Origin of the sequence: Cryobacterium sp. PAMC25264 (assembly GCF_019443325.1) — a bacterium.
GTDB lineage: Bacteria > Actinomycetota > Actinomycetes > Actinomycetales > Microbacteriaceae > Cryobacterium.
Genome location: NZ_CP080383.1, coordinates 2,227,866 through 2,249,956 on the forward strand (window position 1 = coordinate 2,227,866; position 22,091 = coordinate 2,249,956).

Genomic DNA, 22,091 nt, shown 5'->3' on the forward strand with positions numbered 1-22,091 from the left:
ACCCCGGTGGTCGAGCGTGTCGAGACCCCGGTGGGTCATTCCGTGTTCGGGGGTTTTCGGGTGTGGGGGTCGTGGGCTCGGTGTTGGTTGGGCCGTCGCCATGTGCCGGTCGGGTCGAACCAGTGCGGTGCCTTCACTTGCGGCATCCCGTTGACCATGCGGATTTTCCACCCGGCGGTGTTGATGGTGTGGTGGTGGTACCAACACAGCAGCACCCCGTTGTCGATGTCGGTGCGGCCGCCGTGTTCCCAGGGGATGACGTGGTGGAGTTCGGTCCATTGGGCCGGACTGGTGCAGCTGGGGACGATGCAGCCGCCGTCTCTGGCGGTGATGGCGCGGCGTTGTAGGGGGCTGAAGCAGCGGGCTTTGTTGCCTAGGGCGAGGACAGCGCCGTTGCCGCCGAAGAACACGGGCCGGATACCACCGTTATCGATCATCTGGTTGATCGTTTTCATCGAGATCGGCCCGTCGATGCCGTCGATCCAGCCGACGCCGATGCCGGCGAGGAGGTCTGCGGCGCTGACGTGCACCATCACCGTCGGTGGCATTCCGCCCATCGTGGGGGTGCGGGGGTCTTGGGCGATCTGGGTGAGGATGCCGCGGAGGATGTCGGCTCGTTTCTCGCCGCCGCTGCGGTCGTCGAGGATCTCTCCGGGCACGAGTTCGCCGGCTTCGATACTCTCCTGTTCGTCGGCGGTGGGGAACCGGGGTGCGGTGCGGGCGGACTGGTAGGTGTTGAAGAGGGTTTGGATGATGCCTTTGAGATCCGGGGTGACTCCGCCGCGGAGGGGGTAGAGGCCGTTGCGGAGCCCGCCGAAGGAGAACGTGGACTTCGCTTCGAGGAGGTCTTCGTTGGGGGCGAGGCCGTCGGGGTTCAATGCTGCTTGCCACTGCAGGGCCATCTCGCGAAGCGCGTCAGCGGGGTAGCTGAACCCGTCCGAGTCCCCCAACCGGGTGATCGGGCTCTCGTCGGTGCTGCGGCCGTAGACGGAGCCGGTGGCCGATTCGACCAAGCCCGCCTCGGCCGCGTCGACGTCGGCGGGGTTCGCGTCGAAGCGACCATGGACCTTGTAGTCGGCCAGGCCCTTCACGATCTCCTCGGCCGCGTCCAGACCGAGTTCCCCGGCGGCCAGGGCAGCGGCGACGGTCGGGAACACGGGGTCAAGGACGGTGCCGCCCATCATGCGTGGGGCGATCTTGTCGCCCAACCGTATCCGCCGTTTCATTTCTTGCCCCGACGCCCCGGTCAACCGGGTCAACAGGTCCGTGTGGTGCGACGCCCAACCGCCAGGCCAACGAGTCCCGGCCCAAGCCTGTCCGGGCCCGGTAGTCCACCACGGTCGCGGTTCTCACCCGGGCCAGATCGGTGGGCCGGCCGACCTTCTCGGTCATCTGGGTCAACGCGACCAGTTCCGCGTCGTTGAGCCCGTCGACATCGATCGAGCCCATCACCTCCTGCACCGCCGCGGCGGCCTCGGCCAGGACCTGCAGCTTCTCCCCGAACACACCGGTCTGGGCGCGCTGCACCGCGGGCAGGTGTGCCGGGTCCCGCCACACGGGCTGCGGGGCACCCCGGCGAGGCGGGCGACGCGGCGCGGGTTCTGACTGATCACTGTCGACGCCGTCCGCGCCTGGCGACTCGGCGGCGGCGCGCCTGGCTGCTCTTTCGGCGGCTGGGTCGCCTGCTGAGGACGAGGCATCTGGCGTGTCGGTGGCTGCGTTTACGCTCGAGTCAGCGGTGACGTCGAAGGCGACAGGGACCGGTGCTGGACCGGCCAGGGCGGTGTTCCAGTCCTGCGGATTGCCACCGGTGGGAGTGTCTCCCAGCGGTGCGGTGGAGCCGTTTACGAGCTCTTCGTCCATACCCCCATTCTCCCACGAATCAAAGAATATTGTGAGGAAATGTCAAGTTATGCACAGGGGAATCTCGAGAATATTTGCGCCGGAGTCATTGCAGGTTCATAGGGATGTCTACGGGGATCTCGACAGGCTCGATCAACGACCGGGCACGGTGGACAGCAGGTCGCGGGATCTCCACGGGGTCGGCCGGCGCCCGGGGATGGGTGGGACTGCGCGCGGGACGGGCTAGGTGGCCTCCGCGTAGCGCTGGTAGGCCGCCGCGGCGAGCGCCGAGACTCCGGACAGGCCGGCCGCGACCGGTGCCGTCACGGTGAGCCAGGTGCCGTCCGCCATCAGGGTGACCTGGCACTGGTCATCGCCGCATCCGGCCAACGCCTCGACCCCGGCTGACGGCCATTGGGCAGCTGACTGCCCGGAGAGATCCACTGACTGCATCGGAACGGTGGAGGGGATTGCGGCGGGCGGAGTGGCCGCCCAGAGTCCGCCCGCACCGGGAAGGATTGTGAGCGCAACCCCACTCGCAACAGACTCTCCCGACCACGCGCAACTGACGAGCCCGCCGTGTACCCATGCGGCGACGTGCTGTGATTTCCGGTCGTCGAGCACCAGCAGGTCGCCGCCGGTCGCATCAACGAGGGCTCCGGTCTCGTTCAGGTCGTGCGGGCTGAGAAGCGCTCCGCACTCCGGGCGGGACGACGGCGCTTTCTGCTCGAATTTCAGCGTGCCGAGCGAGTCCACGACCCCGCCGGCGTAAGCAAGGAAGGCGTCCGGATCCAGATCGGGAGATGCGACGGAGATGGAGATCCACGAGGAGCCGATGAGCACCTCAGCACGGCAACCCTGCCATTCGCCATCCCGGCAGGCGGAGTAGCCCTCGTCGCCGAGAGCGGCGGGCAGCATGTTCCGCAACCCGTCGTTCACGTCAGGTTCGACCAGACCGAACTCGGATGCACCGTTCGGCAACACGGACACGCGCACCTCTGGACCACGCTCTTCCAGGGCCGACCCGACGTAGCGGCAGTGCTGCTCCCCCGCCATGCGCAGGGCCGGCGCTGCCATGGCCTCGGCCACAGCCCCGGGATAGGCAGTGACAGTCACGGGCGGATCCTGCTGATCCACGACCGCTGCCGCCGGAAGACCCAGAACACCCGCCGCGGCGTCGAGAGGCACGTAGATGCCGCAATTGAGGAGGACGATCTCATCGCCCACCCCCGCAATCGCGGTCGCCCCGGAGCCCGCGGTCGCCGCCCCGCTGGGGTCAACCACCGGGACTGCCGCGCAGCCGGCCAGCAGAATCAGCATCGCCGCGACCCCCGTCGCTCGGGCCCGCAACCGGCGCCCCTGCCTCACTGTCCGCATCCCGATACTGCACGCACTTCGGCCACCGCACGAACCCCGGTCACCGCACGTATCCCGTCACTGCATTCATCCCGTTGCCCCCTTGCCGGTGTTGCGTCAACTTCACCCTACGGCTCGCTCCCCGACGCAGGTCGACGACCGGAACCCCCGAACAGGGCCCGCATGCCCACGCACACAACCTGCCCCGGCACACGGGACATGCCCACACCGGATGGCTACGCTGAAGGAATGAACCTTCCTCCCCTCGCCGCCCAGAAGCCCACGCGGCGCATCCACCACAATGATGTGTACGTCGACAACTACGAGTGGCTGCGCGACAAGGAGGCCCCCGAGGTGATCGCCCACCTCGAGGCCGAGAACGCCTACACGGATGCCCGCACCGCCCACTTGGAGCTGCTGCAGGAGCAGATCTTCGAGGAGATCAAGGACCGCACCCAGGAGACCGACCTCAGCGTGCCCGTGCGCCGCGGGCAGTGGTGGCACTACACCCGCTCGGTCGAGGGCATGGAGTACGGCATCCACTGCCGCGCGCCCATCAGCGGCCCGGACGACTGGACTCCCCCGGTGATCGAGCCGGTCGCCGGCACCGCGGATGCCGCGTCGGAGCAGACCGCCCGGGCCGCCGGCCTGCCCGGTGAGCAGGTGCTCCTCGACGACAACGCCGAAGCCGCCGAGCTCGACTTCTACTCGCTGGGAGCCTTCGACGTGAGCGACGACGGCACCGCGCTGCTCTACGCCGTCGACGCCGAGGGCGACGAGCGTTACACAGTGCGGATCCGCATCATCGCCACCGGCGAGAACCTCACCGACGAGATCCCCAACACCAGCGCCGGCGCGCTCTTCGACCCCACCGGCCGCTACGTCTTCTACACGACGGTCGATGACGCGTGGCGCCCCGACACCGTGTGGCGTCACGAGGTCGGCACCCCTGCCGACACCGATGTGAAGGTCTTCACCGAGCCCGACGAGCGCTTCTGGGTCGGCGTGGGCCGCTCACGCAGCAACCGCTACCTCATGATCGAGGCCGGCTCCAGCGTCACCAGCGAGACCTACCTGCTCGAGGCCGCCGACCCCACCGGCGAGTTCACCGTGGTGTGGCCGCGCCGCGACAACGTCGAATACGACGTGGAGCACGCCGTCATCGACGGCGAGGACCGCCTGCTGATCGTGCACAACGACAACGCCGTGAACTTCGAGCTCGTCAGCGTGGCCGCGGGCGACCCGCAGGGCGACAAGCGAGTGGTGCTGCCGCACAACGACCGCATCCGCCTCGAGAGCGTCGACGCGTTCAGGGACTTCGTGGTCGTGGAGTACCGCAAGGACGGCCTCACCCAGGTCGCCTACGCCACCAAGCGTGGCGGCGGGCTCACCGAGCTGAGCTTTGACGAGGCACTCTACTCGGTGGGTATCGGCAGCAACCCGGAGTGGAACCAGCCGACCATCCGGCTCGGCTACACGAGCTTCGTGACCCCGTCCACCGTGTACGACTACGTCGTCGCCACGGGCGAGCTGCGCCTGCTCAAGCAGCAGCCGGTGCTCGGTCACTACGACCCCAGCCTGTTCGAGCAGCGGCGCGAATGGGCCGTCGCCGCCGACGGCACCCGCGTGCCCATCTCGATCGTCTACCGCACCGACCTCGTCGCCCCCGGCACCCCGGCGCCCACCCTGCTCTACGGCTACGGCTCCTACGAGATCAGCATCGATCCGTCCTTCAGCATCGCCAGGCTCAGCCTGCTCGACCGGGGCATGGTCTTCGCCGTCGCCCACGTGCGCGGCGGCGGCGAGCTCGGCCGAAAGTGGTACGAGAGCGGCAAGACCCACCATAAGCGCAACTCGTTCACCGACTTCATCGCCTGCGCCGAGCACCTCATCGACTGCGGCTACACCTCCCCCGACCGGCTCGTCGCCGAGGGACGCAGCGCCGGCGGCCTGCTGATGGGCGCCGTGGCCAACCTGGCCCCTGCCCTGTTCTCCGGCATCCTGGCCGGCGTGCCGTTCGTGGACCCGCTCACCTCCATCCTCGACCCGAGCCTGCCGCTCACCGTGATCGAGTGGGACGAGTGGGGCGACCCGCTGCACGACGCCGAGGTGTACTCCTATATGAAGTCGTACTCCCCGCTCGAGAACGTGCACCAGACGCACTACCCGCGCATCCTCGCCGTCACCAGCCTCAATGACACCCGAGTGCTCTATGTCGAACCAGCCAAGTGGGTGGCCCGGCTGCGTGAAGTGGGTGCGGATGCCCTGCTCAAGACCGAAATGTCGGCCGGCCATGGCGGCGTGTCCGGCCGCTACGCCGGCTGGCGCGAGCGGGCGTTCGACTACGCGTGGATCGTCGACGCGGCGGGCGCGCATCCGTCTGGAGAAGGCGAGTTGGCCGCCCTCGGCGCGGACGGCAGCACCAAGGCGTAAGCGCCCACACTATTCGTTGGGGCGACGGGCCCATCGACCCTGGTTCAGGGCGGTCGGCTTGCCAGTAAAGTGAGCTGATCGCCCAACGCCGCTGGAATGGCGGGAGCTCCCAGAAGCTCACCTGACGCGACGCAGTGTGTGCTGAGGGGAGCATAGGTGTGAAGCTCGCCTCCCTGACCGCCGGACGGCACCCCGCCCTGTCGCGCACCGATGTGGTGGTGCTGAGCGGCATAGCCCTGGTGCTCGTGGCCAACCTCGTGGGTTTGTCGCTGCACGGCGAGGGTTTCAACATCCTCGTCGACGGCTGGATGGCGCTCGTCAGCGACTGGGCAGCCGTCGTTCTCGTCTGGCTGGCCGTGCAGCAAGGCACGCCCAGGCGAGCAGACGTCATCCTCGCCGCCGCGGCTGTGACGGCGCTGGCCGTGGGCGACACCGCCTACCGGCTACTCCCGGCAGCCTCAGCCGGCGACGTGGTACCGACGCTCTCCGACGGCGCCTACCTGAGCTTCTACCTCCTGATGCTCAGCGTTGTCGCGGTGCTCGCGCGCCGGTCGCTGCGGAAACAGGCCTGGCCGGTGCTGCTCACCAGCGCCGTCGGCGCCCTCGGTGCCTCCTCGGTGCTGGCTGTGCTGCTCAGCCCGGCCCTGGACGGCGCCAGTGGCGCGCCGCTCTCGGCGCCCATCGTGCTGAGCATCGCCTTCCCCATTCTCGACCTGCTGCTCATCGCCGCTCTGGCCGGCATCGCCGCTACGCCCGTGCGGGTGCTGGGCCGGTCTGGCCTGCTGCTGGTGGCCGGGCTGATTCTCTTCGCCACGGCCGATGTGGTCTACGCCCAGCGGGTGCAGTTCGACCCTATTCTGATCGGCACCGCCCTGAACGGCGCGTGGGCCGTCGGCTTCGCCCTCATCACGGTCTGGGTGCTCGTGACGGCCCGCGCCCGCCGCCGGCCGGACCACACCACGGTGGCCTCCGCATCCGACGCCTCGGCCTACGCCGCCACGGCCATCGCCGCCCCGCTCCTGGCCACCGCCGCCGGCCTGGTCGTGCTCCTCGTCGCCAGCCAGATCGAGGTCTCGGTCCTCGCCGTGAGCCTAGCCGGCAGCGCGCTGGCCCTCGCCGCGATCCCGCTGGCCTTCCGGCACCGCCTCCTGCACTCCCTCTCGCGCACCGACGAACTCACCGGCCTGCCCAACCGCCGGGCCCTGGCGATGGATGTCGCCACCCGGCTCCGCGCCATCGACGCGCGCCCCAGCGCCCTCCTGGTGCTCGACCTCGACAGGTTCAAGGAGGTCAACGACAGCCTCGGCCACGAGGCCGGCGACCGCCTCATCGAACGCATCAGCGCCCGCCTCACCGGTGCCCTGCAGGCCGGGGACTTGCTCGCCCGGCTCGGCGGCGACGAGTTCGCCGTGCACCTGCACCATGCCGACCGCATGCGCGCAACGGCCATGGCCCGCAGGCTACGCGCGGTGACCGCCCGCCCCATCGTGATCGACGGCCTGAGTCTGGAGCTCGGGCTGAGCATCGGCATAGCGCTCTCCCCCGAGCACGGCTCAGACCTCAGCGTACTGCTGCGCAAGGCCGACATGGCCATGTACTCGGCCAAGGCCACTCGGATCGGCCAGCGCATCTACTCCGACGGAGACGACAGTCACGACGGGGCCCGGCTGCGCACCCTGCACGAACTGCGCATCGCCCTGACCGACGACCAGCTCGTGCTGCACTACCAGCCCAAGATAGACCTGGCCACGGACACGGTACCCGGCGTGGAGGCCCTGGTGCGCTGGAACCATCCCACCCGCGGACTGCTGTACCCGGCCGACTTCCTCGACGTGGCCGAAAAGGGCGGGCTCATGCGCACGCTCACCCGGGTGGTGCTCGAACTCGCGCTCGACCAGCCGCCGTCTGGCAGAAGCAGGGACGTGAGTTGACCGTCGCGGTGAACCTCTCCTCCCGGTCCCTCGGTGACTACCAGCTCGCCGGGGTGGTCACGCAGATGCTCACGGCCAGGGGCTGCCCGGCTCCGCACTCATGCTCGAGGTGACCGAAGAGTTCCTACTCGTGGACCGTGACCGAGCCCGGAACATCCTGATGCGCCTGCGCAGCGCGGGCGTGCTCATCGCGGTCGATGACTTCGGCACCGGCTACAGTTCGCTGGCCTACCTGCGTGACCTGCCCATCGACGAGCTCAAGCTCGACCAGTCCTTTGTCATCCCCATGCTCGACGACGATCGAGCCTCCGCACTGGTGGCCTCGTCCATCCACCTGGGCCACAGCCTCGGCATGCGCATCGTGGCGGAGGGCGTGGAGACCGCGGAGGTTCTCGACCAGTTGGCGCATTTCGCCTGCGACATTGTGCAGGGCTACTTCGTGTCGCACCCGGTCGCCGCGAACCAGCTGGAGCGCTGGCTCGACGACCGCGCGGTGCTCCCGATCGACGTTCCCGCCGGCCGCTGAGCTCGCCCAGCAGGGCCTCGCCCCGGCCGGGCCGCCGCTGGCGCTGTACCACGGCATGCCGACCGACACCGTGGACGTCACGGCCGGGTTCCCGGTGGCCGGGCCCGCCCACGGCGCCGGTGACGTCGTGGTCACGGACCTGCCCGTCGGCAAGGCCGTGACGAGTATCTACACGGGCCCCTACGACGGGATGACCCGCACCTACGACGAGATCGCCGTCTGGCTGCGCAAGCACGGCCTGGCAACGGGCGCCGACATGTGGGAGGAATACCTGACCGGACCCGACGCGGACCCGGACCCCACCACCTGGCAGACCCGGATCGTGCTGCCGCTCGCCTGAGCGGATGCGGGGCTCTGCCGTCGCGGGGATGTCGGCGGCTGCGTGAGAACATGGACCCATGCCGCCGCCCCTCCCGCCTTCCCGCCGGGCGGCCGGCGCATCCGACTGGAAGGCGGCCGTCGCGGCCCTCAGCGGCGGCCTGACCGCGGACGCGCCGTCGCCCGACACTGTCGCGGACTCCCCCGAGGCCCGCACGACACTGGGCCTGCTCTTCGAGCTGCGCGAGCAGACCCCGCGCAGCGCCGACCGCTGGCGCGGCGCCACAGCCGTGCGCGCCTCCGCCACCCGGCCCCGCGCCGGCGCCTACCGGCTCGGCGTGCGTCCGGTGATCCAGAGCAACTCGGGCAAATGGGTCAAGTCCACTATCACGTGGAGCAACGTGGGCTACCAGCTCAACCGGCTCAACCTCAACGTGGAACAGCACCGCTGGTTCTGCCAGTTCGTGCCGCTTCACCGGGTCGACCGTCCGGTATACAACGGCCAGGACACCGAGTGGCTCTACCTCGACGAGTTCGAGAGCCCGTTGCTCTGGCACCTGCTCGCCGAGGCGGCCCGCCTCGGCATCGGCCTGGCGGGCAGCCACAAAGACGCTCAGGTCACCGTGGGCAGCACCGCGACGGTGCAGCTCGATGCCGCCCTGACCCCCACTGCCCTGACCCTCTCGCCCGTCCTCACCATCGACGGCCGGGCGCATCCGGTGGGCGACGCGGGTAGCATCGGCGCCCACGGCGTGTACGCCTTCGCGCTCGGCGCCGATCCGGCCATCGTGCTCGCGCCCAGCGCGGCCCCGCTCAGCGCCGAACAGCGCACCCTGCTCGGAGCCGCCGGTTCCTCCGGCCTGGTCGTGCCGGCCGGTGAGGTCGACGAGTTCCTGCACGGGTACTACCCCACCCTCCGCCGCGGCGTGCCGGTGACGAGCACGGATGCCTCCATCGAGTTCCCGCCCCCGCCCCCGCCCGTGCTCGTGCACACCGTGAGCTTCGAGCCCAAGCAGGCCGTGCGGCTGGACTGGCAGTGGCAGGGCGACCGCGACGAAGAAGCCGAGACCGAACTGCTGGGCCGGGTGGCCGACGCGGTTCCCGGCCTGCCGGTTCCGGCCGACCCTGACGCCCCCACCGTGACGCTGACGGGCGTGCCCGCCGCCGAGTACACGGACAAGGCGCTCCCCCGGCTCGGCGAGGTGGCCGGGCTGCGCGTTGACCTGGTCGGTGCCAAGCCGGACTACCGCGAACTCACCGCCACCCCGCAGCTGATCGTGACCACTGTGGAGACCGAGAAACGCGACTGGTTCGACCTCGGCGTGCTCGTGAAGATCGACGGCCGCAGCATCCCGTTCGACCCCATCTTTCGGGCTCTGGCGAAGGGGCGCAAGAAGCTGCTGCTGGTCGACAACAGCTACCTCTCGCTCACCCAGCCCGTGTTCGACCGCTTGCGCGACCTCATCGACGAGGCCAGAGCACTGCAGGAGTGGGAGACCGGCCTGCGGATCAACCGGCACCAGGCCAGTCTGTGGTCGGACTTCGAGGACCTCGCCGACGAGACCGAACAGGCCGTCTCCTGGCGTGCCGCCGTGGGCGGGCTGTTGCGGCTCGAGGGCGCCGACCCGGATTCGGCGGGCGTGACCGGGACGGCAGGCGCGGCGGCGCTGCCCGGCGCCACTCCCCTGCCTGCTGAATTGAACGCCACCCTGCGCCCCTACCAGGTGGCCGGATTCGAGTGGCTGGCGTTCCTCTGGGACCACGGCCTCGGCGGCATCCTGGCCGACGACATGGGACTCGGCAAGACCCTGCAGACCCTCGCGCTGCTCAGCCACGCCGTTCAGCACTCGGCGGGCCCCCAGGCCGGCGCCTCAGCGTCCGCAGAGTCCGCGCCGAACCGCCCGTTCCTCATCGTGGCGCCCACCTCGGTGGTCTCCAACTGGCTTACCGAGGCCGCCCGGTTCACTCCGAACCTGCGGGTCGGGTCGGTGTCGAGCACCCAGGCCACCAGCGGACGCCCTCTGGCCGAGCAGGCGGAGGGGCTCGACGTGCTCGTCACGTCGTACGCTCTGTTCCGGCTCGACGCCGCGGCCTACCAGGCGCACGGCTGGGCGGGCCTGATCCTCGATGAGGCGCAGTTCGTGAAGAACCGCACCTCCCAGCTGCACCGCGCGGCCCGCGACCTCGACGTGCCGTTCAAGCTGGCCGTGACCGGCACGCCCATGGAGAACAACCTGCTTGAGCTCTGGGCACTGTTCTCGATCGTCGCGCCGGGCCTGTTCCCCTCGGCCCGCCGCTTCACCGAGGAGTACCTGCGCCCGGCCGAGCGCAAGGTGCGCTCGCAGGGCGAGCTGATCGAGCGGCTGCGGCGACGCATCCGCCCGCTCATGCTGCGGCGCACCAAGGATGTCGTGGCCCGCGACCTGCCGGCCAAGCAGGAACAGGTGCTGCGCGTCGAGCTCGACCCACGCCACCGGGAGATCTATGACACGTTCCTGCAGCGGGAGCGCCAGAAGTTGCTCGGGCTCATGGAGGATCTCGAGGCCAACCGGTTCATCGTGTTCCGGTCGATCACGCTGCTGCGCATGCTGAGCCTGGATGCGTCGCTGGTCGACGACGAGTACGCCGACGTGCCCTCGAGCAAGCTCGACGCTCTGTTCGAGCAGCTCGACGAGGTGGTCGCCGAGGGCCACCGGGCGCTCATCTTCAGCCAGTTCACCTCGTATCTGGCCCTGGCCGCGGCGCGGCTGGAGAAACGTGGCATCCGTTACAGCTATCTCGATGGCGGTACCACCGACCGCCCTGCCGTCATCGACGAGTTCAAGACCGGGGACGCCCCAGTGTTCCTGATCAGCCTCAAGGCCGGCGGCTTCGGCCTCAACCTCACGGAGGCCGACTACGTGTTCCTGCTCGACCCCTGGTGGAACCCGGCCAGCGAGTCGCAGGCCATCGACCGCACCCACCGGATCGGCCAGACCAAGAGTGTGATGGTGTACCGGCTCGTGGCCGCCGACACCATCGAGGAGAAGGTGATGGCGCTCAAGGACAGCAAGGCCAAGCTCGTGCAGGCCGTGCTCGACGACGACGCCGCCTTCGCCCAGTCGCTCACGGCCGACGACATCCGGGGCCTCCTCGAGCCCTAATCCCCTCCCGCGAGCTGTGAGAAAAGCCCCAAAAATACGGGATTCTTGGGGCTTTTCTCACAGTTCGCGGGTGGTTGGGCGGGTTATTTGACCAGGGCGAAGCCGCCGGTCCAGTTGATGGCGCCACCGGCGGCGAGGGTGAGCTGCAGGAATCCGAGGGCCTCGAGCTCGCGGGCGCGCTTGAGGGCTCCGGCGTCGACCGCAGCCACGCCACCGGCGGTGATCAGGGCGATCAGGGCCTCTTTGGCAGATGCGTCATCGCCGGCGACCAGCACCGTGGTGGGCTGGGCGCCGCCGACGGAACCGGTGGCCAGGGTCGCGGCGAAGGTGGTGTTGAAGGCCTTGAGCACGCGGGCGCCGGGAACCGTCTCGGCGATGACCTGCGCGGCCGAGCCGTCGGCCGGCACGACGAGCGAGTCGAAGGTGGCGAAATCGAGCGGGTTGGTGATGTCCACCACGATCTTGCCGTCGAGCTGGCCCGCGTAGTGAGCGAGCACACCGGCAACGGCCGGGTAGGGCAGGGCGAGGACGACGATGTCGCCGGTGAGCACGTCGCCGGCTACGCCCGACACGACGGTGGACCCGGCAGCGGCCGCGGCTGCGGCGGTCTTCTCGGCGTCCTGCGCGAGAAGCTGCACGGTTGCCCCTCCCGTGCCCGCGATCGCTGCGATGGCCGTGCCCATGTTGCCTGCTCCGATGATGCTGACGCTCGTCATGACGTGCTCCTTCTCGCCTTCCGGCGATTCATTGGTTGTTGATACAAGTAATGTACCGCACATTACTTGTCGCGTCAACCAAACAGTGCAGGTATTGGCTAAGCTGGAGTCATGGACACGAACGAAACAGACACCGTGCAGGGACTCAATCAGGCTCAATTGCAGGCCTGGATGCGTTTTGTGGCCGTCGTCGAACTCGTCCCCGGTCTGCTCGACTCCCAGTTGCAGCGCGACTCCGATCTCAGCCACTTCGAGTACTACGTGCTGGCGATGCTGTCCGAGGCGCCCAACCAGACGCTCCAGATGACCGGGCTCTCCTCGATGACCAACTCCAGCCTCCCGCGCCTGTCCCACGTCGTGCGCCGTCTCGAAGAACGCGGCCTGGTGCAGCGCAGCCCCTGTCCGACCGACCGCCGGGCCACGAACGCCTCACTCACCGCAGAGGGCTGGGCCGTCGTGCAGGAGGCCGCCCCCGGACACATCCGCACGGTGCGGGAGAACGTGATCGATCCACTCACCGACGAACAGGTGGCCCAACTCAACGCCATCTCCAACCAGTTGCTGCAGAAGCTCGACCCCACCAACCGCCTCAACAGCGGGGCACCCGAAGGAGCCTGATCGTGCGCATCACCCAGCTGGCGCCCGGCGAGGTCTTCGTCTTCGGGTCGAACGCGGCGGGGATGCACGCCGCCGGTGCGGCCGCGATGGCGCACGAACGGTTTGGCGCGGTCTGGGGTCAGGGCCACGGGCTGCACGGGCAGTCCTATGCCATCAACTCGATGAGCGGGTTGGCCATTCTGCAGGCCGAGGTGGGCGGATTCGTGGACTTCGCGGCGCAGCATCCTGAGTTCAGGTTTCTCGTCACCGAGATCGGCTGTGGCATCGCAGGCTACACGCCCGCCGAGGTCGCGCCGTTCTTCGCCGGCGCGGGCGAGAACGTCGTGTTACCGCCCCGGTTCGCCCAGGAGCTGGGGCGCTGAGCTCTGCGGGCCGGGATCAGCCCTCGACGAGCTCGATGAACGCGCTCAGCTGCGCCAGGGTGCCGGCGTTGTGCGGCAGGGCATCCGTGAGCGCGGGCGAGTAGAGCAGGTACGCCGCCCACTGTGCCCGTGAGATGGCCACGTTCAGCCGGTTGGCCAGGAGCAGGAACTCCAGCCCCCGCGGCACCTCCTCGGCGCTGGAGGCGGCAAGCGACACGATCGCCACCGCGGCCTCGCGGCCCTGGAACTTGTCGACGGTGCCCACGCTGACGTCGTGCCAGCCGGCGAGGGCGAGCCGTTCGCGGATCACCTCGACCTGGGCGTTGTAGGGCGCCACCACGATGAGATCGCCCTGCCCGAGCGGGGTGCTCACCCCGCCGACGGTCCAGGCGCGACCCAACAGCGAGCGGATGAGCTCGACTACGGCGTCGGCCTCCTCCGGCGATGAGGTGGAGTTGAGGGTGTGCGGCACGGGCAGCGGGTGCAGGCCGGGCGGAGCGCCCTCGAGGTGCCTGTCGGCGGCCCGGGATTCGAGCTTGCCCTCGTAGGAGAGCCGCGACACCGGCGCGCACACGGCCGGGTGCATACGCCAGCTCTTGGCGAGGAAGTAGCCGAACTCGCTCGGCAACACATCGTGGCCGTCGGTGAGCCAGCCGAGCGCCGAGACGTCGACCGGTTCGGGGTGGGACCCCTGGCTCACCTGCGGCAGCTGCTGCGGGTCGCCGAGAAGGAGAAGCCGCCGGGCCGCGACGGCGGAGGCGATGGTGCTGGCCAGCGAGAACTGGCCGGCCTCGTCGATCACGAGCAGGTCGAGCGAGCCCGGTTCGATGCGCTGGGCGTTGCTGAAGTCCCAGGCCGTGCCACCGAGCACAAACCCTCCGGCCTGCCCGGTGAACTCGGCGAACCGGCTGGGCGACAGGGCCGTCCACCCGGTTTCCCGGGATTCCTCCCCCGCCTTGGCCTTCTTGCCCACGTGCCCAGCCGCCAGGCCCGCCCTGAGGACGGCGGAGAGCATGTTCTCGACGGTCGCGTGCGACTGGGCCACCACGCCGATCTTCCAGCCGTGGTCGCGCACGAGCTCCGCGATGACCCGGATCCGGTGTAGGTCTTGCCGGTGCCGGGCGGGCCCTGCACCGCTAGATAGGAGCGGTCGATGCTGAGCAGGCTGTCACGGATGGCCGTGGTGATATCCCCCACGGTGGTCGAGCCCGTCGAGACCTCGGGCAGCGCCTCACCGGCGCGGCGCCGCGGCGGAACCCGGCGCAAGACGTCCAGCGCCGCATCGGGCAGCATCGCCGGCAGGGCGTCGAGCACCTGCTGGCCCCACTCGGCGATAGCGGACACCTGTGTGCCCGGCGGCGGCGGAGTGGCCGGCGCGAGCGCCATCGGCAGCTGGTCGTAGGGCTCAATGCCGCGGCCGAGCTTCTCGGTGACGTAGAGGACCTCCTCACCGGTGGCCTCGTCGACGAGGCCGGTGATCTCGGTGCGTTCATGGGCCACCCGGGAGCCGGGCTCGCCGGTCTGTGCGAGCGGCGGGTAGGGCGCGTCGTAGAGCAGGAACGGCCGCTGGCCGAGCTTGAGAGAGCTGCCCGGCGCGGCTTCGCCCTCGATGCGCAGCACCCGGGAGAGGTTGCGGTCCGGCCCACCAGGGACCAGTCGCGGTCGACCGTGGCGTGCTCCACGATCAGCACGTCACGGGTGGCCGACCATTCGTCGGCGGGGTTCCGCAGCCGGTCGAAGTGCTCCTGCCAGAATTCCTTGCCCTCGCGGCGGTGATAGTCGATGGCGGCGCTGGCCAGGGCGATCGCGGTCTGGTCGGGCGTGCGGTCGCCGGGCGGCGCATCCGCCACCTGGGCCGCCAACGCCAGATAGACCGGGCTGGGCTCCCGCACCGGGATGTCGAGTTCGAGGTCGCGGGACGCCGCGCGCGGCACGCCCGCCTCGTCGGCCCTCGCGAGCAACCAGTCGCGCAGCCGCAGCGTAGAGAGGCAGTCGTACTCGTTGTAGTCGGCGATGGCGTCGAGCTTGGCCTGGGCGCCGTCGAGGTCGCCGTCGCGGTACAGGGCGCGGGAATCGGCGTATTCGGTGATCGAGTCCGCCGCGTTGTCGACGCCCTCGCGGTGGTCGTCGCCCATGTACAGCGGCTCGAGCTTCTTGATCGAGTAGCTGTGCGAGCCCACCCGCAGGCTCTTCTTGACCACCGGGTAGAGGTCGACGAGCACGTTGGCGCGCAGCAGGTCGTCGACGGCGTCTTCGCCCACGCCGTGCCGTGCGGCGAGGGACAGCAGGTGGGTGCGTTCGTAGGCGGCGTAGTGGTAGATGTGCAGGTTCGGATGCGCGGCACGGCGCTTCGCCACGTAGGCGAGGAAGTCGATGAGGGCCTGACGTTCCTCGGCGTAGTCGTGCGCCCAGAAAGCCCGGAAGGTGCCGTCCTGCTCGATGAGTCCGAACAGGTAGTCCAGGCCCCACTCCACGGTGTCGTCGCCGAGGGCCGCCTCGCTGTAGAGCGGGTCACCCTCGAAGTCGAAGAAGATGTCGCCGGCATCCGGTTCGGGCAGCGCGCCGAGCGCGACCGGGTTGTACACCTCGAAGGCCGGGGCGTCGGCGTGACCGGCCTCACCGGTGGCGAGTTGCCGGGAGACCAACTGCAGCCGCGCCTGTGCCCGGAGGGCGTTGACAGTGGCCTCGACGAGTCCGGCGACCGGGCCGCTGCTCGCGGCGAGCTGCTCGATGGTAGTGATGCCGGCCTCGAGCAGGTGCCGCCGCTGGGTGAGCCGCATGCCGGCGACGAGGAGCACGTCGCGGTGGGCCTCCACTTCGAGGGTGCAGGCCGCACAGCGCCCGCAGGCGGCATAACGCGGGTCGCCCCACGCCGTGGGCTCGGGGTCGGCCACCCTCTCGTCGATCAGTCGTTCGAGTCGGGCCCGGCGCTTGCGGTAGACCGGCAGGATGTCCCGCAGCCGGTGGGTGCTCGTGCGCCCGTCGCCGAGCAGCAGGTGCACATTCTCGCCGGTGGGGATCCCGAGCCGGTCGAGTTGGTCGCTGTACGCGGCCACCTGCAGCAGCGCGGTGATCTTGGCCGAGCGCGCCAGCTTGGTGTCGAAGACCTCGTAGGAGCCCGACTCGGTACGCATGATGAAGTCGGCGAACCCCACGAACCGGCCGTCGAAGAACGTGGCCTGGAAAAGCACATCCGCGCCGGCCCGGAAGGCGTCGGCGGTCTGGGCGGCGGCCTGCGGTAGTTCCCGCATCGACGGCCGGGCGAACTCGACAACCTGGCGGGTGCCGCGCAGCTTCTCGAGGTAGCGCAGTTCGTGTTCGTCGCCGAGGGAACCGGCCCGACGCAGCATGGCGTCGCCCGCGTCGGGCACGGCCGCGACCCGTCCGAGCTTGGCGTCGAGGGTGCGCATCACGGCCCACTCGCAGCCCGCGGCGGCGCCGAGGTCGCTGGCGCTGAAGATCACTGTGGAATCGAGCAAGAACACGCTGAGCCTCCGGCTACTGGGATGGGGTCAGGTTACCCGACGGCACCGACACCGCACCGCGCGCTGACCGCCGGGTGCAGGCGGCGGGCGGGTCTACGATTATCCGGTGAACACAGTCCTCGCCCACGAACCGGATGCCTCCCGCTACGCCCTCTACCTCGACGGCGAGCTTGCCGCCGTGGCTGACTACGCGGCACACGGCGACACGCTCTCGTTCAACCACACCTTCACCGACCCGGCCCGGCGCGGCCAGGGCCTAGCCGGCCAGGTCGTGACCTTCGCCATGGACGACGTGGAGAAGACGAGCCACCGGGCCGTCTCACCGGACTGCTGGTATGTGGCCAAGTGGTTCGACAAGCATCCGGAGCGCACCGGCCTGCTGCGGGTGCGCCGCTAACCGTTCGGTCAGATCGAGAACTCGCCCTCCACCGGCGCTGCCGTCTGCTTCGGGCGGAGCACCGCGTCTTCAGCGGTCGCGTCGCCGTACGACGAGGTGACCAGGATCGGCATGTGGTCGGAGGTGCCACGGGGCAACGTCTCGATGTTGTCGATCGTGAGGCCCACCGACGTGGCCAGGTCGAAGTGGCCGCGGAAGAACTTGTACCGCGTGTAGGTGCGACTGTCGCTCAGGGTGAGGTCGTACCCGGATTCCTTCACCTCGTTGCTGAGGTGCTTCTTGAAGATCGGGTAGTTGTAGTCGCCCACCATCAGCGTCGGCAGGTTGGGGCCGAGCACATTGAGCTCGGCGTGCGCCGACCGGATCTGGTTGCGACGCAGGGAGTTGAGCGCGGTGAGCGGGGCGGCGTGGAACGACGCCACGACCAGCTCGCGCTGGGCGGCCATGTCGTAGAGGAGCGTTCCGATCAGGCGTTCGTGCGCCGGAGTGAGCACCCTGTCGTGCAGCGACTTCTTCAACGCGAAGGTCTGGGTCTTCCGCGCGGTGAACCGGTCCCGCCGGTAGTAGACGGCCAGGCCGAGCCGGTTGCGGGTGGTGGAGTCTGCCAGGTGCAGCAGACCGACCTCCGCCGGCAGGTCGAGGGTGTCGCATTCCTGCAGGCACAGCAGGTCGGGGTCGTACCGTTCCGCCAGTGCGATGAGCTCTCCGCTGGCACGGTTCTTGCGGAGGTTGTAGCTGATGACCTTCACGTCAGACCTATCTCTGAGTCGGTGGCTAGACAATAAGCCTACGTTCGCCGGGGCAGAACATGCACATCCGGGATGCCGCCGAGCGCGTCACGCCCGCTGACGAGAGGCCCGCTGGTACCGTGTAACCACCTCGGCGCCCGAACGCCCACGTCACCCGGCGCCCGAACGCCGACCGCCAGATTGGATGCTTGCCCCGTGAAACCCTGGACGTTCACCACCTACACGGTTGCGGCCTTCGCCTGCAGCGGTCTGGCCGTAGCCCTCTTGATCTTCAACGCCGCAACCGGCAACTCGATGTTGTCGACGCTGCTGCCCGTGGCGATCGCAGCCCTCGTTCTGGGCGGGATCTTCTCGGTGCGCGCCCGGGTGCTGCGCTACCGCAGCCGCGACATCACCAAGCGCGACAACACCAAACGCTGAGCCGCTGACCGGCCCAACCAGCCCGGCGTATCGGGCCACCGGCAACCCTGCTACCGTGCCCCCAAGAGGGCCCTCGCGCGCACCGGCCTGCCGCCGGACGATCGCGGCGGCCCGTTGATCCTGGGGAGCCCACACCATGTCCGACACCTCGTCGCCGCCCGGCCGCCCGCGACCGCCGGCCGCAGGGTACGGGTCGGTGCAGCAGCCGCCGGCAGAGCATCCGTCTTCGCAGCAGCCCACGCCGGCGGGAGGCCCCCGGCCCACTCCAATGTGGCGCACACTGCTGTACATCCTCGTGCCCATCGTGGGCCTGGGGCTGTTGGTCGCGGCGTTCGTCTTCGCCCTGTCCGGACGCAGCGGGCCGGTCGACTTCCGGGCTGACCTGGCCGCGGGAACGAGCCTGAGCGTGCAGGTGCCCAACGCAGCCGTCAGCCTCGAGCCGAGCGCGGACGACCAGGTTCACGTGCGCATGACGGGTTCGTTCTTCGGCAACCAGCCCACCCTGGAGGCCGCCACCACGGGCGGGGTGACCGAGGTGCGCGGCGGCTGTCGCCCGCAGATCTTCTCGCGCTGCGCCATCGCGGTGGCCGTGCAGCTTCCCCGGTCGCTGCCGGTCACGGTGACGGGACAGAACGGCCGCATCACCGCATCCGCCCTCACCGGACGCGTCACGCTCACCACCACCAACGGTGCCATCGACACCGACGGAACGGTGGGCCGCGTGGCCCTGCGGACCAGCAACGGTGATATCCGGGTGAGCGGCGCCACCTCCAAGATCGTCGAGGCCGGCACCACGAACGGCTCCGTCACCCTGGAATTCGCTGATGCGCCCGACTCGGTGGATGCGTCGAGCACGAACGGGTCGGTCACCGTGCGGGTGCCCGTGGACGGAGTGGATTACCTGGTCACCGCCCGCACCACCAACGGCACCGTGAACACCGACTCGGTGCCCTCAGACAGCACCTCCCGGCGGTCGATCACCGCGGAAACCACCAACGGCTCCGTCACGGTGGAGGCCCTTGACTAGATTCCGCTCGGGTTCGGCTACCGAGATCTGGCAGGATGGCGGCATGAGCGCACCGCAGATCGGAACCGTCGTGGCTGTGAGCCGGGATGACAAGCACCGGTTCAGCAAGCCCGTCGTACCGAGCATCAGCCTGCTGGCCGGGCACGGCATCGAGGGTGATTCGCACGCCGGCCCCACCACCCAGCACCGCTACCTGATTCGCACCGACCCGACCAGGGCCAACCTCACCCAGGTGCACCTGGTGCGCTCCGAGCTGTTTGCGGAGCTCGAAGACGAGGGATTCACGGTGTCGGCCGGGCAGCTCGGCGAGAACATCACCACCGCCGGGATCGACCTGCTGGACCTGCCGGTGGGCACCCGTCTGCACCTCGGCGCCGATGCCGTAGTGGAGGTCACCGGCATGCGCGACCCGTGCTCGATGATCGACACGTTTCAGCGGGGCCTCAAGAAGACCCTGAAGACGACGGATGCGTCGGGCCGGATCCTGCGCAGGGCCGGCATCATGGGCATCGTCGTGGCGGACGGCACCGTGGCCCCTGGCGACGAGCTGCGGGTGGAACTGCCCGCCGGCGAGCACGTTCCCCTGGGCGTGGTCTAGCCCCGCACGTCGCTCAGCGGGTGACGTGCGCGCATGTCGCGCCCCCGTCGCCGGTCGAGCCTGTCGAAACCCGGCGGGGCCGGTCGAGAATTCGGCTTAGAGCTCTTCGGTGGGGTGGAACCACGGCGGGTAGACGGCGACCTTGGGCTTGTGGCTGGCCGCGGCGAGGATCGGCTTGACCGCATCCCGCACCCGGTCGTTGGCGACGCCGATGAGGGTGATCAAACCGAACGGCACCTCGCCGGGAACCAGCAGTTCGGCCTTGAGGATCGCGTCGGAGTCCAGGTCGGCGCGCAGCGTGCGCAGCAGGCGGTCGGCGCTGTCGGCCGTGGCGCCGAAGCGGGTGCTCGCGAAGGCGGCATCGCCATCCGTCACTGCGAAGTGAGTGGCCGTAGGGTCGGCGGCCGTGGCGATCTGCTGGTCGAGCACCTTCTTGACCGTGGAGACCAGGATCACGAAGTCGAAGGCCGCGGCGTCGTGCGCGTCCTCGGAGAGGCGGGGGTCGAGCGACTGGGCGCGGATGTTCTCCCAGACCAGGGCGTTCGGCGACAGGAAGAACGGCACGTGACCGGCGACGGCAGGGCTGTCGGGTCCGGCGACGAGGGCCTCGCGGCGAGCCTGGCGGTTCTCGGGCGACGAAATGTCGACGACCGGACGCTCATTCCACGCCTCGCTGTTGTCGGCCAGCAGTCGGCCGGTGGCGAGGATACCGGGCAGGTTGCGGATGTGGGTGAGGTGGTAGATGCGCTGTTCGCCGACGTTGTCGTCGTGGCGCTTGGTCTTGGCGGTGCCCGTCGTGATCGGTGCCACGACGGTGCGCAGTGCGGTGGGTGCCTCAGGCGTGCGGGCGCGGCTGGCGCGCGGGGCGCGCACGGCGGGAACTGTCGATGCGACGGGGGCGGCGGGTGGAAAACACAGGGCGCACAGCTCCCCGTCCAGTCCGTGGATGCATTCCTCGTTCACAACTCAACCTCTCGTGTGCGCGGGCTCGCTGCGCGTCGGGATCGACGGGAGCATGCCTACCTATCTAAGTTACGGTCATTTCGAGCTCACCGGTGACACAACCGGCACTATCCGGGCCGAACAGCGACAATCCGGACCCAATCGGGTCGTGACCTCAGCCCAGAATGAGGCCATGCACGTCGCGCAACAACGCGACGGCAGCAGGATTACTCGGTTGTGGTGCTCGGGATACGAGCGCGAGCTCCCGATGCGGCACGGGCCCCGCGATCCGAATGCTGGCCAGGTCGGTGCCCCGAGCGACCGGTGCCGGGATGATGGCGATTCCGAGTCCGGAACGAACTAGCGAAATGAGCAGGTCGAGTTGGGTGACCGAGAGCGTGATGTAGCGCTTGAGGTGTGCCTGCTCACAGAAGTGCTCAACAACCTTCTGCAAACCGCTCCCCGCCTGGAAGTCGACGAAGGGCTCCTTCCCAGATCCGACAGGGAAACCTGCTCCTGTCGGGCGAGGGGATGGTCGCGGGGCGCGATGATGACAAGCTCTTCATCCCAGGTCGCGAGCATGGCGATGGCTTCGGGCAGTTTGCTGTGATCGCGAGCGATGTACGCGATGTCGAGTTCCCCGGTGATCACGTCCTCGAGGAGTTCGTCCACTGTAGCCTCGCGCAGGGCGATCTCCACGTCGGGATGCGTCTGATGAAATCTACTGAGGCTCAGTGGCAGGTCCACCCAGCTGAGCATCTGGATGGTTCCCACTGCCAAGCGGCCTCGGAGAACGCCGGTGACGGCCGCCACGGCCTCTTTGGCCGCGTGTATTTCCCGCAGGATGCGCTGCGCCACCGGCAGCAGTGCCCATCCGGCCGAGGTAAGGGCCACCGTGCGGGTGGTCCGGTCGAACAACGGGGCACCGAGTTCATGTTCCAGCTTGCTGACGGAGCTGCTCAGCGACGACTGCACTACAGACATTTCGTGGGCCGCGCGGGTGAAGCTCAGGTGTTTGGCGACCGCGACGAAGTGCTCAAGTTGGCGTAACTCCATGGTTTTCCTTCGTACGTTATTCATCGAGCATGTCGATTACAGTCTTCTCTTTTACCTGTTGGACAGATTAGCCTAATTCGGCGATCATGGTTCATGACGCCCACGACGGTATGTCGCCGGCGTCACTGCATTACCCCGATAGCGGTCGACGCCACGAGCCTCGCCGCTGCCA

At 69.0% G+C, this 22,091-nt stretch carries 19 protein-coding genes and 1 pseudogene; 11 read left to right on the forward strand and 9 right to left on the reverse strand.

Annotated elements, in window-relative coordinates; all coding sequences use genetic code 11:
- Positions 1–35: 35 nt before the first annotated feature.
- The 3 genes from KY500_RS10265 to KY500_RS10275 form a co-directional block, all read right to left on the reverse strand.
- Complete coding sequence (locus tag KY500_RS10265; RefSeq protein ID WP_219900478.1) at positions 36–1,208, reverse strand: HNH endonuclease signature motif containing protein; 1,173 nt, start codon at positions 1,206–1,208, stop codon at positions 36–38.
- The gene (locus KY500_RS10270) at positions 1,162–1,863 is read right to left on the reverse strand and encodes a hypothetical protein (protein ID WP_219900479.1); all 702 of its coding nucleotides are present in this window, start codon (positions 1,861–1,863) and stop codon (positions 1,162–1,164) included. Before KY500_RS10270 ends, KY500_RS10265 begins: the two co-directional genes overlap by 47 nt.
- Before the next feature lie 222 nt (positions 1,864–2,085).
- Positions 2,086–3,162 carry a hypothetical protein gene (locus KY500_RS10275; RefSeq protein ID WP_219900480.1) on the reverse strand — a complete coding sequence of 359 codons (1,077 nt, stop codon included), beginning with the start codon at positions 3,160–3,162 and terminating at the stop codon, positions 2,086–2,088.
- A gap of 285 nt (positions 3,163–3,447) precedes the next feature.
- On the opposite strand from KY500_RS10275, the gene KY500_RS10280 reads away from it, so the two are divergent.
- The 5 genes from KY500_RS10280 (at position 3,448) to KY500_RS10300 (ending at position 11,549) form a co-directional block, all read left to right on the forward strand.
- A complete protein-coding gene (locus KY500_RS10280) occupies positions 3,448–5,631 on the forward strand; it encodes a S9 family peptidase (protein WP_219900481.1) in 2,184 nt (727 codons plus the stop codon).
- 158 nt (positions 5,632–5,789) lie between these two features.
- The gene (locus KY500_RS10285; protein WP_219900482.1) at positions 5,790–7,562 is read left to right on the forward strand and encodes a diguanylate cyclase domain-containing protein; all 1,773 of its coding nucleotides are present in this window, start codon (positions 5,790–5,792) and stop codon (positions 7,560–7,562) included.
- Between the two features lie 82 nt (positions 7,563–7,644).
- Positions 7,645–8,088: an EAL domain-containing protein gene (locus KY500_RS10290; protein WP_255579936.1), complete on the forward strand. Its 444-nt coding sequence runs from the start codon at positions 7,645–7,647 to the stop codon at positions 8,086–8,088.
- 55 nt (positions 8,089–8,143) lie between these two features.
- Positions 8,144–8,428 carry a GyrI-like domain-containing protein gene (locus tag KY500_RS10295; protein ID WP_219900484.1) on the forward strand — a complete coding sequence of 95 codons (285 nt, stop codon included), beginning with the start codon at positions 8,144–8,146 and terminating at the stop codon, positions 8,426–8,428.
- A gap of 58 nt (positions 8,429–8,486) precedes the next feature.
- Entirely contained in the window at positions 8,487–11,549 is a 3,063-nt protein-coding gene (locus KY500_RS10300; RefSeq protein ID WP_219900485.1) for a DEAD/DEAH box helicase, read from the forward strand.
- Between the two features lie 83 nt (positions 11,550–11,632).
- On the opposite strand, the gene KY500_RS10305 is transcribed toward KY500_RS10300, so the two are convergent.
- Positions 11,633–12,265, reverse strand: a complete 633-nt coding sequence (locus KY500_RS10305; RefSeq protein ID WP_219900486.1) for an NADPH-dependent F420 reductase — start codon at positions 12,263–12,265, stop codon at positions 11,633–11,635.
- 111 nt (positions 12,266–12,376) lie between these two features.
- Here KY500_RS10305 and KY500_RS10310 point away from each other — a divergent pair, with 111 nt between their 5' ends.
- Complete coding sequence (locus KY500_RS10310; protein WP_219900487.1) at positions 12,377–12,883, forward strand: MarR family winged helix-turn-helix transcriptional regulator; 507 nt, start codon at positions 12,377–12,379, stop codon at positions 12,881–12,883.
- Between the two features lie 2 nt (positions 12,884–12,885).
- Positions 12,886–13,245 carry a hypothetical protein gene (locus KY500_RS10315; RefSeq protein ID WP_219900488.1) on the forward strand — a complete coding sequence of 120 codons (360 nt, stop codon included), beginning with the start codon at positions 12,886–12,888 and terminating at the stop codon, positions 13,243–13,245.
- Between the two features lie 16 nt (positions 13,246–13,261).
- Here KY500_RS10315 and KY500_RS19295 read toward each other — a convergent pair whose 3' ends face one another.
- Both KY500_RS19295 and KY500_RS10320 read right to left on the reverse strand, forming a co-directional pair.
- Complete coding sequence (locus tag KY500_RS19295; protein ID WP_255579165.1) at positions 13,262–14,320, reverse strand: ATP-binding protein; 1,059 nt, start codon at positions 14,318–14,320, stop codon at positions 13,262–13,264.
- Positions 14,321–14,381: 61 nt separating this feature from the next.
- Positions 14,382–16,730 (reverse strand): TM0106 family RecB-like putative nuclease, encoded by a 2,349-nt coding sequence (locus KY500_RS10320; RefSeq protein ID WP_255579166.1) that lies wholly within the window; start codon positions 16,728–16,730, stop codon positions 14,382–14,384.
- A 106-nt stretch (positions 16,731–16,836) separates the two neighbouring features.
- On the opposite strand from KY500_RS10320, the gene KY500_RS10325 reads away from it, so the two are divergent.
- A complete protein-coding gene (locus KY500_RS10325; RefSeq protein ID WP_219900489.1) occupies positions 16,837–17,127 on the forward strand; it encodes a GNAT family N-acetyltransferase in 291 nt (96 codons plus the stop codon).
- A gap of 8 nt (positions 17,128–17,135) precedes the next feature.
- Here the strand turns inward: KY500_RS10325 and KY500_RS10330 are convergent, their stop codons facing one another.
- Positions 17,136–17,876, reverse strand: a complete 741-nt coding sequence (locus tag KY500_RS10330) for an endonuclease/exonuclease/phosphatase family protein (RefSeq protein ID WP_219900490.1) — start codon at positions 17,874–17,876, stop codon at positions 17,136–17,138.
- 195 nt (positions 17,877–18,071) lie between these two features.
- Between KY500_RS10330 and KY500_RS10335 the strand changes: the two genes are divergently transcribed.
- The 3 genes from KY500_RS10335 to KY500_RS10345 all read left to right on the forward strand — a co-directional run bounded on the left by KY500_RS10335 (position 18,072) and on the right by KY500_RS10345 (position 19,921).
- Positions 18,072–18,296 (forward strand): hypothetical protein, encoded by a 225-nt coding sequence (locus KY500_RS10335; protein ID WP_219900491.1) that lies wholly within the window; start codon positions 18,072–18,074, stop codon positions 18,294–18,296.
- Between the two features lie 136 nt (positions 18,297–18,432).
- Positions 18,433–19,323: a DUF4097 family beta strand repeat-containing protein gene (locus KY500_RS10340; RefSeq protein ID WP_219900492.1), complete on the forward strand. Its 891-nt coding sequence runs from the start codon at positions 18,433–18,435 to the stop codon at positions 19,321–19,323.
- Between the two features lie 43 nt (positions 19,324–19,366).
- Positions 19,367–19,921, forward strand: a complete 555-nt coding sequence (locus KY500_RS10345) for an MOSC domain-containing protein (RefSeq protein WP_219900493.1) — start codon at positions 19,367–19,369, stop codon at positions 19,919–19,921.
- Positions 19,922–20,017: 96 nt separating this feature from the next.
- On the opposite strand, the gene KY500_RS10350 is transcribed toward KY500_RS10345, so the two are convergent.
- Together KY500_RS10350 and KY500_RS10360 are read right to left on the reverse strand one after the other, a co-directional pair.
- Complete coding sequence (locus tag KY500_RS10350; RefSeq protein WP_219900494.1) at positions 20,018–20,794, reverse strand: DUF4433 domain-containing protein; 777 nt, start codon at positions 20,792–20,794, stop codon at positions 20,018–20,020.
- A gap of 244 nt (positions 20,795–21,038) precedes the next feature.
- Positions 21,039–21,943 (reverse strand): annotated as a pseudogene (locus KY500_RS10360) (LysR family transcriptional regulator).
- Positions 21,944–22,091: the final 148 nt, after the last annotated feature.